Annotated in this window: 23 protein-coding genes and 1 pseudogene; 18 read left to right on the top strand and 6 right to left on the bottom strand. The window is 41.3% G+C overall.

Annotated elements, in window-relative coordinates:
• Positions 1-3: 3 nt before the first annotated feature.
• Positions 4-180, top strand: coding sequence for a hypothetical protein (locus tag LCD34_RS05935; RefSeq protein ID WP_008345810.1), 177 nt, complete (start codon positions 4-6; stop codon positions 178-180).
• Here LCD34_RS05935 and LCD34_RS05930 read toward each other — a convergent pair whose 3' ends face one another.
• Both LCD34_RS05930 and LCD34_RS05925 read right to left on the bottom strand, forming a co-directional pair.
• Positions 181-1,473: a sensor histidine kinase gene (locus LCD34_RS05930; RefSeq protein WP_008345807.1), complete on the bottom strand. Its 1,293-nt coding sequence runs from the start codon at positions 1,471-1,473 to the stop codon at positions 181-183.
• 133 nt (positions 1,474-1,606) lie between these two features.
• Positions 1,607-2,782 carry a MalY/PatB family protein gene (locus LCD34_RS05925; protein WP_224558665.1) on the bottom strand — a complete coding sequence of 392 codons (1,176 nt, stop codon included), beginning with the start codon at positions 2,780-2,782 and terminating at the stop codon, positions 1,607-1,609.
• A gap of 83 nt (positions 2,783-2,865) precedes the next feature.
• On the opposite strand from LCD34_RS05925, the gene LCD34_RS05920 reads away from it, so the two are divergent.
• Entirely contained in the window at positions 2,866-3,126 is a 261-nt protein-coding gene (locus LCD34_RS05920; protein ID WP_025207895.1) for a DUF1871 family protein, read from the top strand.
• Here the strand turns inward: LCD34_RS05920 and LCD34_RS05915 are convergent.
• Positions 3,123-3,947 (bottom strand): alpha/beta fold hydrolase, encoded by an 825-nt coding sequence (locus tag LCD34_RS05915; RefSeq protein WP_017358960.1) that lies wholly within the window; start codon positions 3,945-3,947, stop codon positions 3,123-3,125. The two genes, LCD34_RS05920 and LCD34_RS05915, sit on opposite strands and share 4 nt — an antisense overlap.
• Before the next feature lie 178 nt (positions 3,948-4,125).
• On the opposite strand from LCD34_RS05915, the gene LCD34_RS05910 reads away from it, so the two are divergent.
• The 3 genes from LCD34_RS05910 to yugI all read left to right on the top strand — a co-directional run bounded on the left by LCD34_RS05910 (position 4,126) and on the right by yugI (position 6,412).
• Positions 4,126-4,626, top strand: a complete 501-nt coding sequence (locus tag LCD34_RS05910; protein ID WP_007500517.1) for an Lrp/AsnC family transcriptional regulator — start codon at positions 4,126-4,128, stop codon at positions 4,624-4,626.
• Positions 4,627-5,820: an aminotransferase gene (locus LCD34_RS05905; RefSeq protein ID WP_035389238.1), complete on the top strand. Its 1,194-nt coding sequence runs from the start codon at positions 4,627-4,629 to the stop codon at positions 5,818-5,820.
• Positions 5,821-6,019: 199 nt separating this feature from the next.
• Positions 6,020-6,412, top strand: coding sequence for a S1 domain-containing post-transcriptional regulator GSP13 (gene yugI, locus LCD34_RS05900; RefSeq protein WP_007500519.1), 393 nt, complete (start codon positions 6,020-6,022; stop codon positions 6,410-6,412).
• A gap of 67 nt (positions 6,413-6,479) precedes the next feature.
• On the opposite strand, the gene LCD34_RS05895 is transcribed toward yugI, so the two are convergent.
• Positions 6,480-6,716, bottom strand: coding sequence for a DUF378 domain-containing protein (locus LCD34_RS05895; RefSeq protein ID WP_008345792.1), 237 nt, complete (start codon positions 6,714-6,716; stop codon positions 6,480-6,482).
• Positions 6,717-6,860: 144 nt separating this feature from the next.
• On the opposite strand from LCD34_RS05895, the gene LCD34_RS05890 reads away from it, so the two are divergent.
• The 5 genes from LCD34_RS05890 to LCD34_RS05870 all read left to right on the top strand — a co-directional run bounded on the left by LCD34_RS05890 (position 6,861) and on the right by LCD34_RS05870 (position 11,562).
• Positions 6,861-8,024, top strand: coding sequence for an iron-containing alcohol dehydrogenase (locus LCD34_RS05890; RefSeq protein ID WP_008345790.1), 1,164 nt, complete (start codon positions 6,861-6,863; stop codon positions 8,022-8,024).
• Between the two features lie 119 nt (positions 8,025-8,143).
• Complete coding sequence (locus LCD34_RS05885) at positions 8,144-9,316, top strand: iron-containing alcohol dehydrogenase (protein WP_008345787.1); 1,173 nt, start codon at positions 8,144-8,146, stop codon at positions 9,314-9,316.
• A 126-nt stretch (positions 9,317-9,442) separates the two neighbouring features.
• Positions 9,443-10,798 carry a glucose-6-phosphate isomerase gene (locus LCD34_RS05880; RefSeq protein WP_024719715.1) on the top strand — a complete coding sequence of 452 codons (1,356 nt, stop codon included), beginning with the start codon at positions 9,443-9,445 and terminating at the stop codon, positions 10,796-10,798.
• Between the two features lie 114 nt (positions 10,799-10,912).
• Positions 10,913-11,131 carry a spore germination protein gene (locus LCD34_RS05875; RefSeq protein WP_008345782.1) on the top strand — a complete coding sequence of 73 codons (219 nt, stop codon included), beginning with the start codon at positions 10,913-10,915 and terminating at the stop codon, positions 11,129-11,131.
• Positions 11,132-11,160: 29 nt separating this feature from the next.
• Complete coding sequence (locus LCD34_RS05870) at positions 11,161-11,562, top strand: YugN-like family protein (RefSeq protein WP_008345780.1); 402 nt, start codon at positions 11,161-11,163, stop codon at positions 11,560-11,562.
• Here LCD34_RS05870 and LCD34_RS05865 read toward each other — a convergent pair.
• The gene (locus LCD34_RS05865) at positions 11,559-12,545 is read right to left on the bottom strand and encodes a potassium channel family protein (RefSeq protein ID WP_224558664.1); all 987 of its coding nucleotides are present in this window, start codon (positions 12,543-12,545) and stop codon (positions 11,559-11,561) included. The two genes, LCD34_RS05870 and LCD34_RS05865, sit on opposite strands and share 4 nt — an antisense overlap.
• Before the next feature lie 126 nt (positions 12,546-12,671).
• Here LCD34_RS05865 and LCD34_RS05860 point away from each other — a divergent pair, with 126 nt between their 5' ends.
• The 6 genes from LCD34_RS05860 to LCD34_RS05835 all read left to right on the top strand — a co-directional run bounded on the left by LCD34_RS05860 (position 12,672) and on the right by LCD34_RS05835 (position 16,849).
• A complete protein-coding gene (locus tag LCD34_RS05860; RefSeq protein ID WP_008345775.1) occupies positions 12,672-12,896 on the top strand; it encodes a hypothetical protein in 225 nt (74 codons plus the stop codon).
• 81 nt (positions 12,897-12,977) lie between these two features.
• Positions 12,978-13,652 (top strand): zinc metallopeptidase, encoded by a 675-nt coding sequence (locus tag LCD34_RS05855; RefSeq protein ID WP_024719711.1) that lies wholly within the window; start codon positions 12,978-12,980, stop codon positions 13,650-13,652.
• 48 nt (positions 13,653-13,700) lie between these two features.
• Positions 13,701-14,993, top strand: coding sequence for a hemolysin family protein (locus LCD34_RS05850; protein ID WP_007500537.1), 1,293 nt, complete (start codon positions 13,701-13,703; stop codon positions 14,991-14,993).
• 135 nt (positions 14,994-15,128) lie between these two features.
• Complete coding sequence (locus tag LCD34_RS05845) at positions 15,129-15,530, top strand: secondary thiamine-phosphate synthase enzyme YjbQ (RefSeq protein ID WP_025207889.1); 402 nt, start codon at positions 15,129-15,131, stop codon at positions 15,528-15,530.
• A gap of 14 nt (positions 15,531-15,544) precedes the next feature.
• On the top strand, positions 15,545-16,576 hold the full coding sequence (locus LCD34_RS05840) for an NAD(P)H-dependent flavin oxidoreductase (protein ID WP_224558663.1): 1,032 nt from the start codon (positions 15,545-15,547) through the stop codon (positions 16,574-16,576).
• A gap of 24 nt (positions 16,577-16,600) precedes the next feature.
• Positions 16,601-16,849 (top strand): hypothetical protein, encoded by a 249-nt coding sequence (locus LCD34_RS05835; RefSeq protein ID WP_035389233.1) that lies wholly within the window; start codon positions 16,601-16,603, stop codon positions 16,847-16,849.
• 21 nt (positions 16,850-16,870) lie between these two features.
• Here LCD34_RS05835 and LCD34_RS05830 read toward each other — a convergent pair whose 3' ends face one another.
• Positions 16,871-17,611: a protein-glutamine gamma-glutamyltransferase gene (locus LCD34_RS05830; RefSeq protein WP_008345763.1), complete on the bottom strand. Its 741-nt coding sequence runs from the start codon at positions 17,609-17,611 to the stop codon at positions 16,871-16,873.
• A 156-nt stretch (positions 17,612-17,767) separates the two neighbouring features.
• Here LCD34_RS05830 and LCD34_RS19710 point away from each other — a divergent pair.
• Positions 17,768-18,817, top strand: a pseudogene (locus tag LCD34_RS19710) (cache domain-containing protein); the annotation flags it as partial.
• On the top strand, positions 18,809-19,759 hold the full coding sequence (locus LCD34_RS19705) for a methyl-accepting chemotaxis protein (RefSeq protein ID WP_370529240.1): 951 nt from the start codon (positions 18,809-18,811) through the stop codon (positions 19,757-19,759). The pseudogene LCD34_RS19710 and the gene LCD34_RS19705, both read left to right, overlap by 9 nt.
• The last annotated feature ends 15 nt before the right edge of the window (positions 19,760-19,774 follow it).

The following is a 19,774-nucleotide window of genomic DNA, read 5'->3' as shown; positions in this document are numbered from 1 at the left end:
ATCATGTCGTTCATCATATTCTTTCTACTGTATTTTCCTGAAGATAAAAGGGAGTATATCCCTGCGGCAATCACGACGGTGCTTTTCTTTGCTGCTGCATTTATTTGCTTTCGTTTGATCGTTCGTGCTTCTAAGAAGCAGGAGCAGATCGATGAAAAAAGGACAAAAAAAATGGATTGATCATTTTCTTCTTGTATCTTCAGGAAACTTCACGGTGACTGTTGTACCAGACTGCAATGAGCTTTTGAAACGAATGGTTCCATGATGATTTTCAATGATGGAAAATGTTACTGTCAGCCCAAGCCCTGTTCCTTTATTTTTCAATGTGTAATAGGGTTCACCAAGCTTTTTCATTTGGCTTTCTGACATGCCTACACCGTTATCAACGAAATAAAGGCAGATTCGATGATTTTCTTTTGAAGCAAACAGTTCGATTTTACCTTCGTGTTCGGGCGCTGCTTCGATTGCATTTTTGATTAAATTAATCATGACTTGTTTGATTTTCGTTTCATCACCTTGGATGTATAAGTCTGGTTCAATCGATTGATGAATCGTGACCGACTTAAAATTCGCATAGGATGTCATCAGCGACGCACACTCTTCAAGTAATTTAGATAAATTGAGAGACTCAATTTGATAATAATTTTGTTTCGCAATATCAAGATAGCTCGTAATAATATCCTGCGCACGGTCAAGTTCAGATAAAACGAGATTTTTATAATCTTTATTGGTTGACGGCTCTTTCGTATTGTCACTTGAAAAGAGCAGTTGGATAAATCCTCTCACCACCGTCAGTGGATTGCGGACTTCATGGGCGACACTTGCTGCAAGTTCACTCACAATCGTCAGTTTCTCTGATTGGACAAGCTGTGTTCTCATTTGCGCATTCTCTTTCACAAACTCAATGGAATAAATACTCAGCACAAGAAAGAATATGTAGTAAAGAGTTGAGAAAAATAATTCAAGCAGCTTTTGCTGCATAATGAATGCAGGGCTGTACTCTATTAAGCTGACCACAAGCAGTCCAATGTAAATAAACATCCCTTTTGATAACGCAATCAGGACTCCGTATAAAAGCTTTCTCTGCTTAGAATATTGGCGCCATTTCCGGTAAAGCAGGAAAGGGATGAAAAAGTAAATCGGTACAACAATCAATCCAACCCATAAAAAAGAGCCATACATCACGAACTTTACGGTTGAACTAACCAAGATAGCGACGATTCCGGCGGTATATCCTCCGTATAAAATAGCCAGTACAAGGGGAATCGATTGAAGCCCAGTCTGCAAATCTAAAATCGAACCAACTGGATACATAATACATAGTGCTGATGAAATGGATGCAAATATGGTGATGAGCAGTTTATTCGTTTTAGGGAAATGAGCAGGGGTCCGGCTTAGCCATAGTGCATGATATAAAAAGATTGGAAATAGAATAAAAGATACATGGAGCAGAAAATCCTTGAACATTTCCATTTAAATGCTCTCCTCGTAAATAATTGTAATTCCTCTCATTATATCATTTCATGTACAAAGTAGATATGATAATAGGAGGGTTTTTTTCTTTAAAAAGAACACCCGTTAGGATGTTCTTTTGATAGAAATGGTTTTATTCGGATGATTGAGTGAATGCTTGATGAAGGCGCTTCAGACCTTCTTTCACTGTTCCGGCAGGACAGCCTAGATTCATTCGAATAAAGCCGTCTCCTTCGTGCCCATATACGTTTCCGAGCTCTAGTATGACCTTGCCCTTTTTCAGCAGATTACGTTTCAATTCTGCTTGAGTGAGCTCATAATCACGAATATCCAGCCACAATAGATAAGAAGCATCTGGTTTCATATAACGCATGATCGGCAGATATTCATCAATATAATCCATTGCGATCTTCATATTATTTTCGAGATAAAGAACAAGTGAATCAAGCCACTCATCTCCGTGGCGATAGGCCGCCTCCATGGCAGGAATCGCAAAGGCATTCAGTTTAGACAATCCATTTCTTTGCACTACATTGGTGAAAAGGGTTCTTTTTTCTTCATCAGAAATGATAATGGCAGATGCCTGAAGACCAGCTAAATTAAATGTTTTACTCGGTGCAATACACGTTACTGTGATGTTAGCTATCTCATCAGAAAGGCTGGCAAAAGGCACATGCGGCTGCCCGTAAAGCATCAGATCGGAATGAATTTCATCTGACACGACGGTGACACCGTACTGTACACATAGATCTCCTACACGCTTTAATTCCTCTTTTGACCAAGCTCTCCCTGAAGGATTATGCGGATGACAAAGAAACATCAGCTTTGCTTCTGGCCTGCTTAATTTCTTCTCTAAATCATCAAAATCCATCATGTAACGGTTGTTTTCTATTTTTAAAGGGTTGGTTGAGACGATACGTCCGTTTCTTTCAATCATTTGATAGAAGGGCGTATACACCGGTGACTGAATGACCACTTCATCATTCGGAGCTGTAAAGGCTTGTACCGCAAAACTAAGTGCTGTCACGATACCTGGTGTGAAGGTGACGGCATCTGTTTTTATCGTCCAACCGTGTCTTCTTTTGACCCAGTCAGCTACTGCTTGCTGCGTATCCTGATCCTGAAATGCATAGCCGAATACGCCGTGATCTAATCGTTCTTTTAAAGCATCAAGCACGACTTGGGGCGCTTTAAAATCCATATCTGCTACCCACATTGGCAGCGCATCTGTTGTCAGGAACAAAGACTCTGCTTGATCCCATTTGACTGATTTTGAACCTTTACGTATGATCTGTTCGTCGAAATTCATGAAACCCACCTCTAGCCGTTTTTCAACCATTCTTGGTTGTGCTAAAATAAACATCACAAAATTTATTATAAGCGGTGATCCCCATGAAAGATAGTCAAGCTGTAGAAGAGATGATTCAAATCATTAAGGCATGGGACCCTTTTCAGTATGGAGAGGACTTTTACGAAACGGAGCCTGCTGACGTTATCAGTGCCTTATACGACGCAGAAGACCCGTTATCTTTCGCGAAAGACATTCAAGCCATTTACCATCACTCATTTGATCAGCTTCTTCCGATGGAAAGCTGCCAGCATATCGCAAATCAGCTTTTTATCATAAGAGAAAGTAGCTCCTGCTCGTTTTAAGACAGGCTGAAATGACCAATTTGATCAGACACAAAGACCGGATTTTCCTCAGGGATGAGGTGCCCGGTTTTTTTTAATGCGTGAAAGGTTGAATGCGGCAGATCTTTGTGCAGTCTTTCGCCAATTTGAATAGGAACGATCCGGTCTTCCTCCCCCCAAATCAGCAGGACAGGTGTCTCCATTTTCTTTAAGACATCTGACGCTAAATCGCCTTCCCTATGCCGAATCAAACGAAAAATACCTCTGAAAATTTGGTCATCTGAAAAAGGCTTTAAATATCCGTCTACCATCTCTTGATCAATAATCGAATGATCATGCACAACAGCGGTTAAATTTTTCATAATACCTTGCTTGAACAACTTTCTTTTTAAATAGAGATAAAAATAAGGAATATATGTGCTGTAAACAAGCGACTTTTTGGATTTATTCATATACCCTGAACTGCATAAAAGAACAGCTTTTTCAAATAGGTCGGGACGCTCAGAGGCAGCATATAAAGCAATTTGTCCCCCCATGGAATGCCCCACGAGGATCGCATGCTGAATCTGCAAATAACCAGCTAGTTCAATGATGATTTTTGCCATGTTGCGATAGCTGTAAATGAACGTATTTGATTTTTCGGACTGCCCGAATGGAGGCAGATCAATCGCAATTAAATTGAAGTCTTGTTTCAGAAGCGGGATGAGCTTTCGATAGCTGAAGGTAGATGAGAAAAGACCGTGAATCAAAATCAATGTCTTCTTACCTTCATTTGGATAGTGTTCGTAATAGATATCTAAACCGAATTTACTTTTCATATAGGATGGCTGTACAATGTCCACACTCATCAACTCCGATATTTGATACTCACTCTCTGTTAGGTGACTGTATTGTACCCTAAAAAGTGGATTTTAAGCTACGATTAGAATCTTTTCCCTGCTTAGCATAATGGGAAAAACGTGCTATAATGTTCAGAAGATTTTTTAAAACTAGCTTTTTACAATCAGAGGTGTGAAATCAATGAAACTAACCGAAAAAGAAACTGAAATATTAGAGATTTTAGATGAAAACAGCCGCGCCGATTTAAATACAATTGCAAAAATGGCAGGTGTGACATCAGAAGAAGCAGAAGCCATTATTCAAAAGCTCGAAGATCAAAAAGTCATTATTGATTATTCGACCATGATTGACTGGCGAAAAGTAGACGGACACGAAGGCGTTACAGCGATGATTGATGTGAAAGTGACCCCAAAAAGAGGCGTCGGTTTTGATGAAATTGCTGAACGCATTTACAGGTTCCAAGAAGTGGAGTCCGTGTATTTAATGTCAGGCGTGTATGATTTATCTGTTGTGATCAGAGGAAGATCCATGTCTGATATCGCCCGCTTCGTATCTGAAAAATTATCGACACTTGATTCTGTTGTTTCAACCACTACCCACTTTATTTTGAAAAGATATAAGCATGATGGGAAAGTCTTTGAAACAGGGGACGATGACAAAAGAATCGTGGTGTCTCCTTAAATGAAAAAGTCTTATTTATCTGAAACGGTACAAAGCATTCAGCCGTCAGGTATTCGGAAATTCTTTGATTTGGCAGCCACAATGGAAGGGGTTATCTCCCTCGGGGTCGGCGAACCGGATTTCGTGACAGCTTGGAATGTGAGAGAAGCCAGTATTATGTCTTTAGAGCAAGGACTGACCTCTTATACAGCAAATGCTGGGCTGCTCTCTTTGCGAAAAGAATTGAGTCATTATTTATATAAGCGGTTTCACATTGAGTACAGTCCTGAAGAAGAACTCATTATTACCGTTGGCGGTAGCCAGGCGCTTGATTTGGCCTTTCGCGCCATTTTAAACAACGGGGACGAAGTAATCATCCCAGAGCCTTGTTTCGTCGCATATGGGGCTCTGACGACACTTGCGGGCGGTGTACCGGTTTATTTAAGTACATCGGCTGAAAAAGATTTTAAAGCCGATTCTGCTGATCTTCGTACGAAGCTGACGCCGAAAACAAAAGCCATCTTGCTATGCTCTCCATCAAACCCAACAGGGTCTGTTTACTCGAAAGAAGAGCTTGAAGATATTGCTCAGTTTGCAAAGGAGCATGATCTTTTAATCATCACAGATGAGATTTATGCAGAGCTGACGTACGATGAAGCTTTTACGAGCGTAGCGGCGATTCAAGATATGAAGGAAAGAACGATTTTGATTTCAGGTTTTTCAAAAGGGTTCGCTATGACGGGGTGGCGCCTAGGATATGTGGCAGCACCGCCAGTCCTCCGTGATGCCATGCTGAAAATACATCAATATTCTATGATGTGTGCACCAGCTATGGCACAATATGCCGCAGAAGAAGCATTAAAAAATGGACTTGAAGATGTGGAGAAAATGAAGAAAAGCTACAGAAGACGCCGTAATTTGTTTGTCGGCTCTCTCAATGAACTTGGACTCACTTGCCACCAGCCAAACGGAGCGTTTTACGCTTTCCCGTCCATTAAAAGCACAGGCATGACGTCAGAACAATTTGCCGAGGAGCTGCTGCTTAGCGAGAAAGTAGCAGTTGTCCCTGGAAATGTATTCGGCCCAAGTGGTGAAGGGCATATTCGTTGTTCATATGCGTCATCACTCGATCACTTGCAGGAATCACTTTCAAGAATCCAGCGTTTTTTGCAGAATAGACAAGTGCAAGAAGAGGCACCTGCTATCTTAAAATAAAAAAAAGGCATCAATCCAACTGGACTCATGCCTCTCAAATTAGGGGGGAATACTAGAAAGCATTCTTGTTTTCAGGTATTCCCCCTTTTGAACGGATCTAAACCCAATTAAAAAATATTTTGCGTAAAAGAGCGTTCTGTGATATAGTTTTTAATTGCGTATAAACGAATATTAAAACATTTATTTAGGAGTTGTTATCATGGCGACAAAGTTTGAAGTAGGCAGTGTTTACACTGGTAAAGTAACAGGATTACAAGCGTATGGTGCGTTTGTTGCATTAGATGAAGAAACTCAAGGACTTGTGCACATTTCTGAAGTGACTCATGGTTTTGTAAAAGACATCAACGAGCACCTTTCAATTGGTGACGAAGTACAAGTAAAAGTTCTTTCTGTTGATGAAAATGCTGGTAAAATCAGCCTTTCTATCCGTGCGACACAAGATGCACCAGAAAGAAAAGAAAGCAAACCAAAGAAACAAAGACCACAGCAAGTGAAAGAAGAAGCTGCTGCACCACAAGGTTTCAATACACTGAAAGATAAACTTGAAGAGTGGATTGAGCAATCAAACCGTAAAGACCTTATCAAGAAATAAAAAAAGCACCGCTTCAAACGGTGCCTTAGGCTGCCTCGAATAGGCGGCCTTTTTTTATGTCTTTTTGTTAGCGAACCTCTGGATTCGGCTCGTCACGGCGGACAGCTTCTTCACTTGGCTTGAATAATAGACCAAGGTTAACAAGACCTGCAATTCCAACAAGACCATAAATAATACGTGATAATGCAGCACCTTGACCGCCAAAGATCGCTGCTACTAAGTCAAATTGAAAAAAGCCGATTAGTCCCCAGTTAATAGCACCGATAATCGTGAGCACGAGGGCAATACGTTGAATAGCACTCATCGTGATTCCTCCTTTCGCTACAGTATCAATACATTTATATTTTGCAGATTTTTAGCCAAACTATGCGTAAGAAAATGGATGAAAGCAAATTACTTTACTTTTGGAATGAAAGAAGCGCATAATGTAGCGCGAGGAGGAGATCACATGGATCGATTTACTTATTGGAACCCAACGAAATTAATCTTTGGAAAGGGAGAAGTATCAGCCCTTTCAGATGAACTAAAACACTACGGAAAAAACGTATTGCTTGTATATGGTGGAGGCAGCATTAAACGAAATGGCCTTTATGACCAAGTTGTCAGCATCTTAAAAGAATCAGGAGCTACAATCACTGAGCTTGCTGGTGTTGAGCCAAACCCGCGCTTAACAACGGTTAGAAAAGGGGTTGAGCTTTGCAAAGAGAACCAAATTGATTTTATTTTGGCAGTCGGCGGCGGTAGCGTCATTGACGCTACCAAAGCAATCGCAGCTGGTGCGAAATACGATGGAGATGCTTGGGATATCGTCACTCGTAAGCATGTCCCAATGGAAGCCATCCCATTTGGTACAGTATTAACACTTGCCGCGACAGGTTCTGAAATGAACTCTGGCTCCGTCATCACAAACTGGGAAACAAATGAGAAATACGGATGGGGCAGTCCAGCTGTCTTCCCTAAATTCTCTATTCTTGACCCAGTCAATACATTTACTGTGCCAAAAAACCACACGATTTATGGCATGGTTGACATGATGTCTCACGTGTTTGAACAATATTTCCATCACACGGAGAATACACCTTACCAAGATCGTATGTGTGAAGGACTTCTTCGTACGGTCATTGAAACAGCACCGAAGCTGATCAATGATTTGGAAAACTATGAGCTTCGTGAAACGATTTTATTCACAGGCACCATTGCACTGAATGGAATGCTTTCAATGGGTGCACGCGGAGACTGGGCATCTCACAATATTGAGCATGCGGTATCTGCGGTGTATGACATCCCTCATGCAGGCGGACTTGCGATCTTGTTCCCGAACTGGATGAAGCATGTCATTCAAGAAAACCCAGGTCGCTTCAAGCAATTAGCAGTGCGTGTATTCGATGTAGACCCTGCGGGTAAAACAGACGAAGAAGTTGGCTTAGAAGGAATCGAAAAACTTTCTGCTTTCTGGACAAGTCTAGGCGCACCAAACCGTTTAGCTGACTATGACATCAACGATGAGAAAATTGATCTGATTGCAGACCGTGCAATGGCACGTGGTGAATTTGGCCAATTTAAAAAGCTGAACAAAGAAGATGTTCTAGCTATTTTAAACGCTTCTTTATAATCGAACATGGAAAAGATAGCTGCTTTTAAGCAGTTATCTTTTTTGAGTTCTGCATGTACATATGTTACAGTAGTCTTTCATGTTTTTGGATATAAATGTTTTAAGGAGATGTAGAACAGATGGAGAACTTTATTTACTATAATCCAACGAAATTGATGTTTGGAAAAGGACAACTAGACGGACTAAAAAGCGAACTCGCTCGTTATGGAAAGCGAGTGCTTCTTGTATATGGTGGAGGCAGTATTAAGAAAAACGGTCTTTATGATAAGGTCATCAGCGCTTTAAATGAAGCAGAGGCTGACGTATTTGAACTGTCAGGAGTTGAACCGAATCCTCGTCTCACTACAGTGCAAAAAGGGATCGACATTTGCCAAAATGAGAACATTGATTTCTTATTAGCAGTTGGTGGGGGAAGTGTCATCGACTGTACAAAAGCCATTGCAGCTGGAGCTGAATATGACGGGAATGTTTGGGATATTATTTCAAAGAAAACGACCGCTCAAAAAGCACTGCCATTTGGCACAGTATTGACACTTGCAGCGACAGGCTCAGAAATGAACCCGGATTCTGTGATCACGAACTGGGAAACAAATGAAAAGTATGTGTGGGGCAGTTCAGTCACGCACCCTGCTTTTTCAATTTTAGATCCTGAGCACACATATTCTGTGCCAGAGAATCAAACGGTGTATGGCATGGTTGATATGATGAGCCATGTATTTGAACAATACTTCCATAATGTCAAAAACACGCCTCTACAAGATCGGATGTGTTTTGCTGTTCTTCAAACAGTCATCGAGACAGCACCAAAGCTACTTGAAGACTTACAAAACTATGAGCACCGTGAAACCATCCTTTATGCAGGAACAATTGCTTTAAATGGCACGCTGCAAATGGGCTATTTTGGCGACTGGGCATCACATACGATTGAGCATGCAGTATCAGCTGTTTATGACATTCCGCATGCAGGTGGACTTGCGATCCTCTTCCCAAACTGGATGCGTCATACACTTGATCATAATGTCGAACGTTTTAAAAACCTCATGTTGAACATGTTTGACATTGAGACAGAAGGAAAATCGGATCGTGACATCGCATTAGAAGGAATCGACAAGCTGTCAGCCTTCTGGACAAGCCTCGGTGCACCGAGTCGTTTAGCGGATTATGATATTGGTGAAGATCAACTGGACAAAATTGCTGACATCGCAGCAAAAGAAATGGAATATGGTGGTTTTGGTAACTTTATGAAACTTGGCCGTGATGACATTTTAGCGATTTTGAAAGCTTCTCTATAATTTGGATGGCCGCTTCTCTTCATGAGGAGCGGCTTTTTGCTGCATCAATGACGATCACTTGATTTCAATAGCTAGTTCCGCTAAAGTGAAAGGGACAGAACTAACGTAATGGAGGGCTTACAAGCGATGACACATATTCAATTTGACTACTCGAAAGCGTTACCTTTCTTTCAAGAACATGAGCTTACATATTTAAAAGATTTTGTGAAGGTAGCCCATCATAATATTCATGAACAAACGGGTACTGGCAGTGATTATTTAGGCTGGGTTGACTTACCGAAGCAATATGATCGCGAAGAATTTGCCCGCATTAAGAAAAGTGCAGAAAAGATTAAATCTGATTCTGATGTATTACTCGTTGTTGGAATTGGTGGTTCTTATCTTGGCGCACGTGCGGCCATTGAGTTTTTAAACCATTCTTTCTATAATAGTTTGCCAAAAGGCAAACGCAAAACACCACAAATCATCTTTATTGGAAACAACATCAGTTCTTCTTATTTAACAGATGTTATGGATCTGCTAGAAGATGCCGATTTCTCCATTAATGTGATTTCAAAATCTGGTACAACAACAGAGCCAGCCATTGCGTTCCGTATCTTTAAAAAGCTCCTTATCGAAAAATATGGTGCTGAAGAAGCGAAAAAACGCATCTATGCGACAACTGACAAGGCACGCGGGGCACTCAAAACCTTAGCAACTGAAGAAGGCTATGAATCATTTATCATCCCTGATGACGTCGGCGGACGCTATTCCGTCTTAACAGCAGTTGGTCTATTGCCAATCGCTGTAAGCGGTGCAGACATTGATCAAATGATGGAAGGTGCTGCGAAAGCAAGTGAAGACTTCGCTTCATCTGAGCTCTCAGAAAATGCGGCTTATCAATATGCGGTTGTCCGTAATGTTCTTTACAATAAAGGACGGACAATTGAAATGCTGATTAACTATGAGCCAGGCTTACAGTACTTTGCGGAGTGGTGGAAGCAGTTATTCGGCGAAAGTGAAGGGAAAGATGAAAAAGGAATCTATCCTTCATCTGCCAACTTCTCAACGGATCTTCATTCACTTGGTCAATATGTACAAGAAGGAAGAAGAGACTTGTTTGAAACCATCGTGAATGTAGACAAGCCACGACATGAACTTGTCATCGAAGCAGAAGAACAAGACCTTGATGGGTTAAACTATCTTGCAGGAAAAACGGTTGATTTCGTCAATAAAAAAGCATTTGAAGGCACAATGCTTGCTCATACGGATGGAAAAGTACCGAACCTGATTGTGACGATTCCTGAAATGGATGCTTATACATTCGGATATCTCGTGTACTTCTTCGAAAAAGCATGTGCGATGTCTGGGTATTTACTAGGCGTCAATCCATTCGACCAGCCTGGAGTAGAAGCGTATAAAGTGAACATGTTTGCTTTATTAGGAAAACCGGGCTTCGAAGAGAAAAAGGCAGAACTTGAGAGCCGTCTCAAACAATCATAAGAATAAAAGGCACATCTTGCATAAGGTGTGCCTTTTTTTATGTTCTCATGGTGTCAGTGCAAGCCTCCCTAAGCACTGTACATAGAATAATCAATGGAGGAGGTTGATGAAGCGATGAGAACAAATCATATTTATATCCATGATATTTCAGGGCAGGCCATCGTTAACTTTGGGAATGTTGGGCGGATTTGTCCAATGAGTGCTACGAAAGAAACATCAGGAGCGGGCAGTGCAAACGAGACAAATGCATCATCCAGCCAGGCCTTATTTGATGCTGCTTTTACAAACAATGTGCAAATCACGAAAGGCAAATGTATGAATTCCTCTCTTTAACGAACCCTATACAAAAAGGAGGGTTCTGTATGATTCATGTACCATCTAGGCTAACTGGTGAAAGCTTTTCACTGTACCATTTAGAAGAAAACATGAAGCCGCTCGGATATGTCATTAATGGGAATTGGGATTATGATCATGGATATTTTGATTATAAAATTGACAACCGTGACGGCTATACCTTTCTCAGAGTTCCGTTTACAGCCGAGAAAGGACAGCTGGATCAGCCAGGCGTTGTGGTGAAAATGGGACATCCATTTCTCTTAAAGCATGTCTATCAAGATAAATTAGATGACCATGCGATGGTTGGAAATGTCGGGGCATCTTTTAACCAATTCCAAGAACCAAAAGAGAAAGACGGAGATGTGTCAAAGGCTTATGCCGAAATTGGCTTTTCACTCGTCAAAGAATTAGAAGATGCACTGCTTTAAAAGCTGATCAGCTCATCCTCTGGATGAAGCTCATATCCAAAAGGAGGATTCATCATGGGTCCTTCTTTTTTTTGTACGCCTACAATGATGACATGGTGCTCTAGAAAGTGATGAAGTGCCGTTAAGAATGTCTCTCCAGCTAATGAAGCCGGTACTGGAATGATGGTGATCTGTTTATGGAGGGTCATGTTTCTTTTGATTTTTAACGCCATGAGCTGTTCTTTTAAAAGAAAATGCTCCACCATTAAATGATTCACGGCATCAGAAGTGTGGATGACTTGATTGGCTCCAGCCCGCTCAGCATTTTTCACATAGCGATCGGTTAAAATTTCAATTAAACAATATAACGAAGGATTTAATCCTTTTGCCGCAAGCAAGGTTAAGACACTCTGCATATCAGCCGTCACTTCATTTTCATGCTGGTCGGCGGTAATCATCAATGTATCAGCACTCATAATATTTGCTCTGCGAAGTGTGGCATCCTCTGTACCATGGCCTTTAATAAAATGAACATTCTCTAAAAGAGGTCCTTCCTTTAAGGAATCATCAATGAGTACAATCGGCATGGCGGGATCAATGGTTTGAAACGATTGAAGCAGTTTGTTCGTTTTCTCATTCCAGCCGACAATGATGAGATGTCCCTTCCCCTTGAAAGTCACCTTCCCCTCTACATAATGGTGCTGTTTGCTAAATACAGCGGCAGCAAGCGTGGCAAAATAAGCCGTTACAAAGCTTGCCCCGATCAGAATCAGCGCCATACCTGCGATTTGTCCGGGCATGGTTTGCGGCACAAAATCACCATAGCCTACCGTCGCGACTGTAATGAGAGCCCACCAGATCCCATCAAAGATCGTATGATACTGCTTTGGTTCAAGTATGACGATTAATTGTCCAAAAAAGAGAAGCAAGAAACAGATGATGATCGCAATGCGAACATAAAGAGGCCATCTTAGCCAGGTAATGAAGATACGGTTTGATTTCATCGAACTCGTCCTTTCAGGGAGACTGCTAATGTCAGTATGCCCGATTAGGAAACAATTTTTCATCATCGTCATGTATTGAAATAGAACCCATATCTTAAAATAAGAGAGAAGAAGGAGGGAATGCGAATGTCGTTTGTTCAAAAGACCGTACTTCTTTTTATCGGCGCACACTTTTTATCATCTGCGGTGATTTTACTCGTGTTTGATTTAAATGCGGTGAACCATTTCATGAATGATTTCTCGTGGCTTCGTTTTTTTCAAGACCTATATGGAACGGTGACATTTTATACAGCATGCATCGGAATGTTCTTCTTTTTCATTGGTGTAGTGATTCCCCTTAAAAAGACCTAGTGCTTTTTGCTGTACACGTTACATAAAAGTCATTAAAATTGTAAATAAATATATAAAATAAAAAGGAAGCTGATGAGCATGCTGTTTTTTTATTTTTTAACATTTGCCGCATTGGGATTGTCTTTTTGGGCACAATTTAAAGTAAAGAATAATTTTGAAAAGTATTCAAAGGTTGAAGCTGCCAGTATGAAAACAGGTGCTGAAACCGCTCGATATATTTTAGATCGCAACGGGTTATACGACGTACCCGTTGAACCGGTAAGAGGAACTTTGACTGATCATTACGACCCGACGCAGCGTGTGGTTCGTTTATCTGAACCAGTGTATTATGGCCATTCCATTTCGGCCATTTCAGTCGCATCACACGAGGTTGGACATGCCTTGCAGCATCAGGAATCCTATGGTGCGCTTGTCTTGAGACATAAGATCTTCCCTGTCGTGAACTTTGCATCTGGTGTTGCCCCGCTTCTTTTCCTAGGTGGATTATTGCTCGGCAGCCTTAACTTAATCGGGCTTGGGATCGTTTTGTTCTCAGCTGCTGTGTTCTTTCAGCTAGTGACATTGCCTGTTGAGTTTAACGCAAGTTCTCGTGCAAAGAATATCATTGTTTCAGAAGGAATCATTAGAAGCAGTGAAGAAAGAGGCGTGAACAAGGTGTTAAATGCTGCAGCTCTTACGTACGTAGCAGCGGCCCTTGTCTCCCTGTTTGAATTGCTCCGTTTTGTAATGATCTTCCTAAATGGCCGTAATGATTAATTGACGCCAGAGGAGGTGAGCCCTTACCCGTGTTAGGTAAGGGTTTTTTTGTATATTTTAAACGTATTTTTAGTCCTATTACTCATTGCTGCGACAGCATTTTTTGTTGTCACTGAATTTGCGATTGTGAAAATTAGAGGCTCAAAAATCAATCAGCTGATTGAAAGCGGTGATAAGAGAGCCATTCATGTTCAGAAACTGACAACCAACCTTGATGAATATTTATCTGCCTGTCAGCTTGGTATTACCATCACGGCATTAGGCTTAGGGTGGTTAGGGGAGCCGACAGTGGAACATTTCCTGCATCCGCTTTTTGAAAAGGCAGGGCTTCATTCCGCTTTGACAGACATCATATCGTTTATCATTGCCTTTGTGATCATTACGTTTTTGCATGTTGTCGTTGGGGAACTTGCTCCCAAAACGATTGCCATTCAAAAGGCAGAAGCCGTCAGTCTTGTGACGGCAAAACCTCTTATTTTTTTCTATAAAGTCATGTACCCGTTTATTAAAGCATTAAATGGGGCTGCACGAGGCATTGTGAAATTATTTGGTTTTCATTCTGTCAAAGAACATGAAGTGGCGATCAGTGAGGAAGAATTGCGTCTCATCCTTTCTGAAAGCTACGAAAAGGGCGAGATCAACCAATCTGAATACAAATATGTCAATAAAATATTTGAATTTGATAACCGAGTGGCGAGAGAGATCATGATCCCGCGCACAGAAATCTCTGCCATTGAAATTGAACAGAGCCTGGAAGACGTGACGCATTATATGCTGAACGAAAGGTATACACGTTATCCTGTCATTAAAGAAGACAAAGATCATGTCATTGGTGTGATCAATAGCAAAGACGTATTTAAAGCAAGTTTTCTCAATCAAGAGGTGTCCATTGAAGACTTAATGCGCCCTGTCATTCGTGTCATTGAAAGTACACCGGTTCAAGAACTGCTGATTTTGATGCAAAAGGAACGGATTCATATGTCGGTGCTTGTAGATGAATACGGCGGAACAGCAGGTCTCGTCACAGTTGAAGACATATTAGAAGAAATTGTGGGCGAGATTCGAGATGAATATGATCAAGATGAAACCCCGCATATTGTGAAAAAAGGTGACTTCCACTATGTCATGGATGGAAAAGCCTTGATCGATGAAGTAAATGATTTATTGGATTTAGCGATTGAAAATGATGATGTTGATACAATTGCCGGCTGGATGATGACGCATAAAATTGATTTTGACATTGGAGATATCATTGAAGCAGAAGGCTGTGAATTTAAAATTGTCGATGCAGAAGATCATCATATTCGAACCATAGAAGTAAAAAAGGTTCACTTTTCCTAAAAACCTCGGAGCTATTGACGAGGTTTTTTTGCTTGGTAAACTTTAGGTAAGAAGATTTGTTTCTGCCAACCGGCAGTGATTGGTTTCACATAAAAAGGGTATGGTTTTATAGACATGATCAAAAGGAGCAGAGAAATGAAAAAAATCAACGTACAAACAGACAAACACGATGACATGATAGACATTACCCATGAAGTTCAGCAATATGTCCGGGAAACTGGAATTCAAAACGGAACGGTTATGGTCTATTGTCCACATACGACGGCTGGAATCACCATTAATGAAAATGCCGACCCAGACGTCAAACGAGATATGCTGCGCCGGCTTGACGAAGTCTTTCCGTGGGAACATTCAAAAGATCGTCATATGGAAGGCAATACAGCAGCGCATATGAAAGCTAGTTATATGGGAGCATCTCAGCACGTTCTTGTCCATCATGGTGATCTTGTGCTTGGAACGTGGCAGGGAATCTATTTTTGTGAGTTTGACGGACCGAGACATCGTCACTTTTATGTACAGGTGTCATCTAACGAGTAAGGGCGGGGGAGAAGATGGGAGAATTCACAGCGTTACTTCAAATTGAACATGGCATCATTCAAGCACCAATGGCAGGAGGAGCGGTGACGCCGCAGCTTGTCGCCGCTGTTTCACAATATGGCGGTCTCGGTAGCTTAGCAAGTGGTTATGTACAGCCAGAAAAGATGAGGCAGCAAATCAGACAGGTCAAACAGCTGACATCTCGTCCATTTCAAGTGAATGTGTTTGTCCCTGAACCCATTTCAGAAACGAAAACAGAAGATGTATCATTTTGGACAGACCGGCTGCCTGTCATACAAGAAGCACAGATGATCCCTAGAGAAGAAGAATTATGGAAGGACTATGAACAAAAAATCAACATTCTTCAAGAAGAAGAAGTCCCAGCTGTGTCGTTTACATTTGCCTGTCCAAATGAACAAACAATTCATCATCTGAAACAAAAGGGGATCTTTCTCATTGGAACAGCTACAACAAAAAAAGAAGCACTGCTTTTAGAAGAAAAAGGAATGGATGCCATTGTTCTTCAAGGAAGCGAAGCAGGAGGGCACCGAGGCACCTTCTTACCTTCAAAGGGAGATGCTCTGCAGGGACTTTTCTGCCTGATCACTGATGTCAAGTCTGTCTGTCATATCCCATTGATCGCCGCTGGAGGGATCACAGACCGGACCACTATGAAAGCAGCACTAGCACTTGGAGCAGATGCGGTTCAAATAGGGACACGATTTTTAGCGAGTCAAGAAAGTGCTGCGGCAGATGTGTACAAAAAGGCGCTGTTACAGGCAGAAGGCAGTGAAACAGCGATGACACGGCTTTTCTCTGGAAAAAAAGCAAGAGGTATTGTCAATCAGTGGATGGAGGAAGAAAGACGAAATGAAGACCGGGTTCTTCCCTATCCCATACAGCACGTATGGACAACACCGATGCGAAAAGCGGCAGCTGCTGCAGGAAACCGAGAACAAATGGCTCTTTGGGCAGGTCAGGGGGTTGGCCGTATTCATTCCATTTTAACCGTTGAAGAAATCATGCATGAACTCACGCAGATATAATTTGATAATGGGTGGTGTGACAGGATGGAAATCTTAAAACATTCATATCGGAAAAAAGGACAAATTGAATTTCTATTTGATGATTTTCCGCACTCCCCTGCCGTCCTTACCCCCATTCGTCATTACTATTTCGTTCGTTATGTGAAATGGAATCAGCACGACCCTCCAGTCACAAGAAACGACCTAGAAGAAATGGAAATCCTAGCAAACAAAATGCTTGGCACGCTCCATGATTACCGCAAACGCAAGGCATACAAAGGCCCCTTGTCATAACCTATAGACAAGAGGCCTTTTTTAGCTGCCAAACATTTGCCTGAGATAAATAACATCCATCCTAGTAGTCTGCGGCAGTAAATAAGCGGACTGAACCGCCCCTGGCCGTCTTCTGGCATTTAATTTATCAATAATCTCTGCAGCTGTTAAGATCCCAAGCCCATGCCCATAATATTGATCTTCCCCTAAGTAAATCACATTTTCTCCGCGCCATTGAGACTGTTGATAGCTAAACTCTGGATTCTCGAAATATAGGCAATCCCCATAAATAAAATCATTTCCACGCTCTGTATAAATGGATAATGTATCATAGTGCCAGTCATACAGCGTTAAACTTCTAAGTCTTCGATTGAACTTCTCGTCTCCTACCGTTTGCAGGACTCCCATATAAAACACAATGACAATCGCTGTGGCACATTCAAAGGCATATTTTGAGCCATTTTCAAAGATGTCTTTAATCCCCGTAGATGGCTCGACTTGATAGCGCAGTTCTAACGCTCCGGCCTCTGATACACGCCAATAGGCGTCATTCGCACGGGATCTTTGAAAGATAGCAAATGAGGCACCGCTCTTGTTCAAATCTCTTGCCGCATTCATGATATTCGATCGTAAAGTCACCTCAAATAACAAATCAGATGCCTGCCTATAACGGAACGTATCATTTGAGGCTTGTAATTGCATCAAAATGATCCGCTTTTGTCCTTCTAGCTGAAACGATGCCAGCTGCTCATTTGTCACTGGCTGTCCTGAAAGGATAATCATATGAAAAGCGCCCCCTTTTGTATTAGCGTATGCGGGATGCTTGGGCAAGGAATCAATTTGTGAAAATAAACAAAAAGACATCCTTTTTATTTGAAAAACATGAAAATAATATGAAGCTGTCCGATATAAAACATAACGTTTAAAAGGAGGAAAAACATGAAAAGTATCATAAAATGGTTGAAAAAACCATCGATTTCTAAAAGGCTGATTATTTCATTCACACTTGTTCTCGTCTTGCCTATCATTACACTCAGTACGATTTCATATCAGATTGCCAAAGAAGAGTTAGATCATGAAATCATGTACGGAGCCAACGCAAGAGTCAATGAGCTGAATGACATGATCGAGCAAAAGCTTTTGAATAAGGAGAACGCAGTCAAACTGTTTACCGAAACATCCAGTGCTGCAGACTTTAAAAAGAAAAACCAGGACGAACTGTATGAGCATTTTGAGATATACAGTAAAATCAATGAAGATGATGTAGTTGGATTTTATGCAGCAAGTAAAAATCGTGACTTTATTCAGTTCCCTAAAGTGGACATGCCAAAAGGCTATGATCCAACAACTCGTGATTGGTATAAAGCGGCGATGCAGGACGAAAAAGGCGAACCTGTGGTCACCAATCCATACATCTCTGCCACAACAAACGGCATGGTTGTCACAATCGCTCAGCGTCTGAAGGACGGGTCGGGAGCCATTGGGATTGATATTGATGTTCAGGATATCGTCGATAAAATCAAAGATATTAAAATTGGACGAGAAGGATATCCAATTATTGCAAATAAAAACAAACAGATTGTAGCTCACCCAGAAGAAAAATCAGGCTCTGCAGTTACAGAAAATATTTCATCAATCCTTTACAGCGGCAAAGAAGGAACATCAACTTATGAGAATAAAGGAGAGCAAAAACGCCTCGTTTTTGTGACAAATGATTTAACAGGTTGGAAAATTGCTGGAACGATGTTTGTATCAGAAACAGAAGAAGCAGCACAGCCAGTTTGGAATTCTGCCATTATTCTTTTAATTTCTTCTTTTATCCTTGGCGGTATTGCGATCTTCTTTATCGTTCGCTCCATCACAATTGGACTTAGAAGGCTTGTTGATTTCTCAGAAAAGGTGAGTGAAGGGGATTTAACGGAAACCCTCGAAACCAAATCGAAGGATGAAATAGGAGACCTCACAAGAAGCTTTAGTAAGATGAGTGAATCTTTGCGTGAAGTTATTCGAGCGGTCCAGCAATCTGTCGACAATGTGGCTTCAGCTTCAGAAGAGCTGACTGCTAGTGCCAGCCAAACAAGTCAGGCGACAGAGCATATCACAATGTCGATTGAACAATTCTCAAATGGGAATGAAGCACAAAATGAGAAAGTCGAATCTAGCACGAATCAGCTTGTCGCAATGAATGAAGGATTACAAGGTATGTCACAAACTTCATCAGAAGTGACTGCTGTCTCCATTCAATCGACAGAAGCGGCTGGACAAGGCGGACGTATCGTTGAAAGCACAGCGAATCAAATGAAACATATCGACACATCTGTACAAGAAGCAGAACAAGTCATGAAAGAATTAGAATACAAGTCTAAAGATATTACGAGCATTTTAAATGTCATTAATGGCATCGCAGATCAAACGAATTTACTTGCACTCAATGCAGCCATTGAAGCAGCAAGAGCAGGTGAATCAGGGCGCGGCTTCTCTGTCGTAGCAGAGGAAGTCAGAAAACTAGCGGTCCAATCCGCAGATTCAGCGAAAGAAATTGAAAAGCTGATCCAAGAAATTGTGTTGGAAATTTCCAAATCTCAAGAGATGTTCAAAGCTGTTAACCGAGAAGTAAATGCAGGACTTGGGATGACAGAAGAAGCAAAAGAAAGCTTCCAAAACATCTATGAGGCGGCAGAAGGTATGTCGAAAAAGCTCACTCAATTAAATGATACAGCGGTTGACCTATCAAGCGGATCAAAACTTGTGTCACAAGCTATGCAGGAGATGCGTCAAGTTTCAAGAGAAAGTGCGGCGAACATTCAAGATATTGCGGCATCTGCTGAAGAACAATTGGCATCTATGGAAGAAATTTCGTCCTCTTCTGTCACACTTGCCAATATGGCTGAGGAGCTAAAAGAGCTGACAAGTCAATTTAAAATTGATTAAAAAACGATGAAAAAA

It is taken from the genome of Bacillus sp. RAR_M1_44 (assembly GCF_020165935.1).
GTDB lineage: Bacteria > Bacillota > Bacilli > Bacillales > Bacillaceae > Bacillus > Bacillus altitudinis.
The sequence above is the reverse complement of the archived record's forward strand: the minus strand, read 5'-3'. Positions and strand labels throughout refer to the sequence as shown.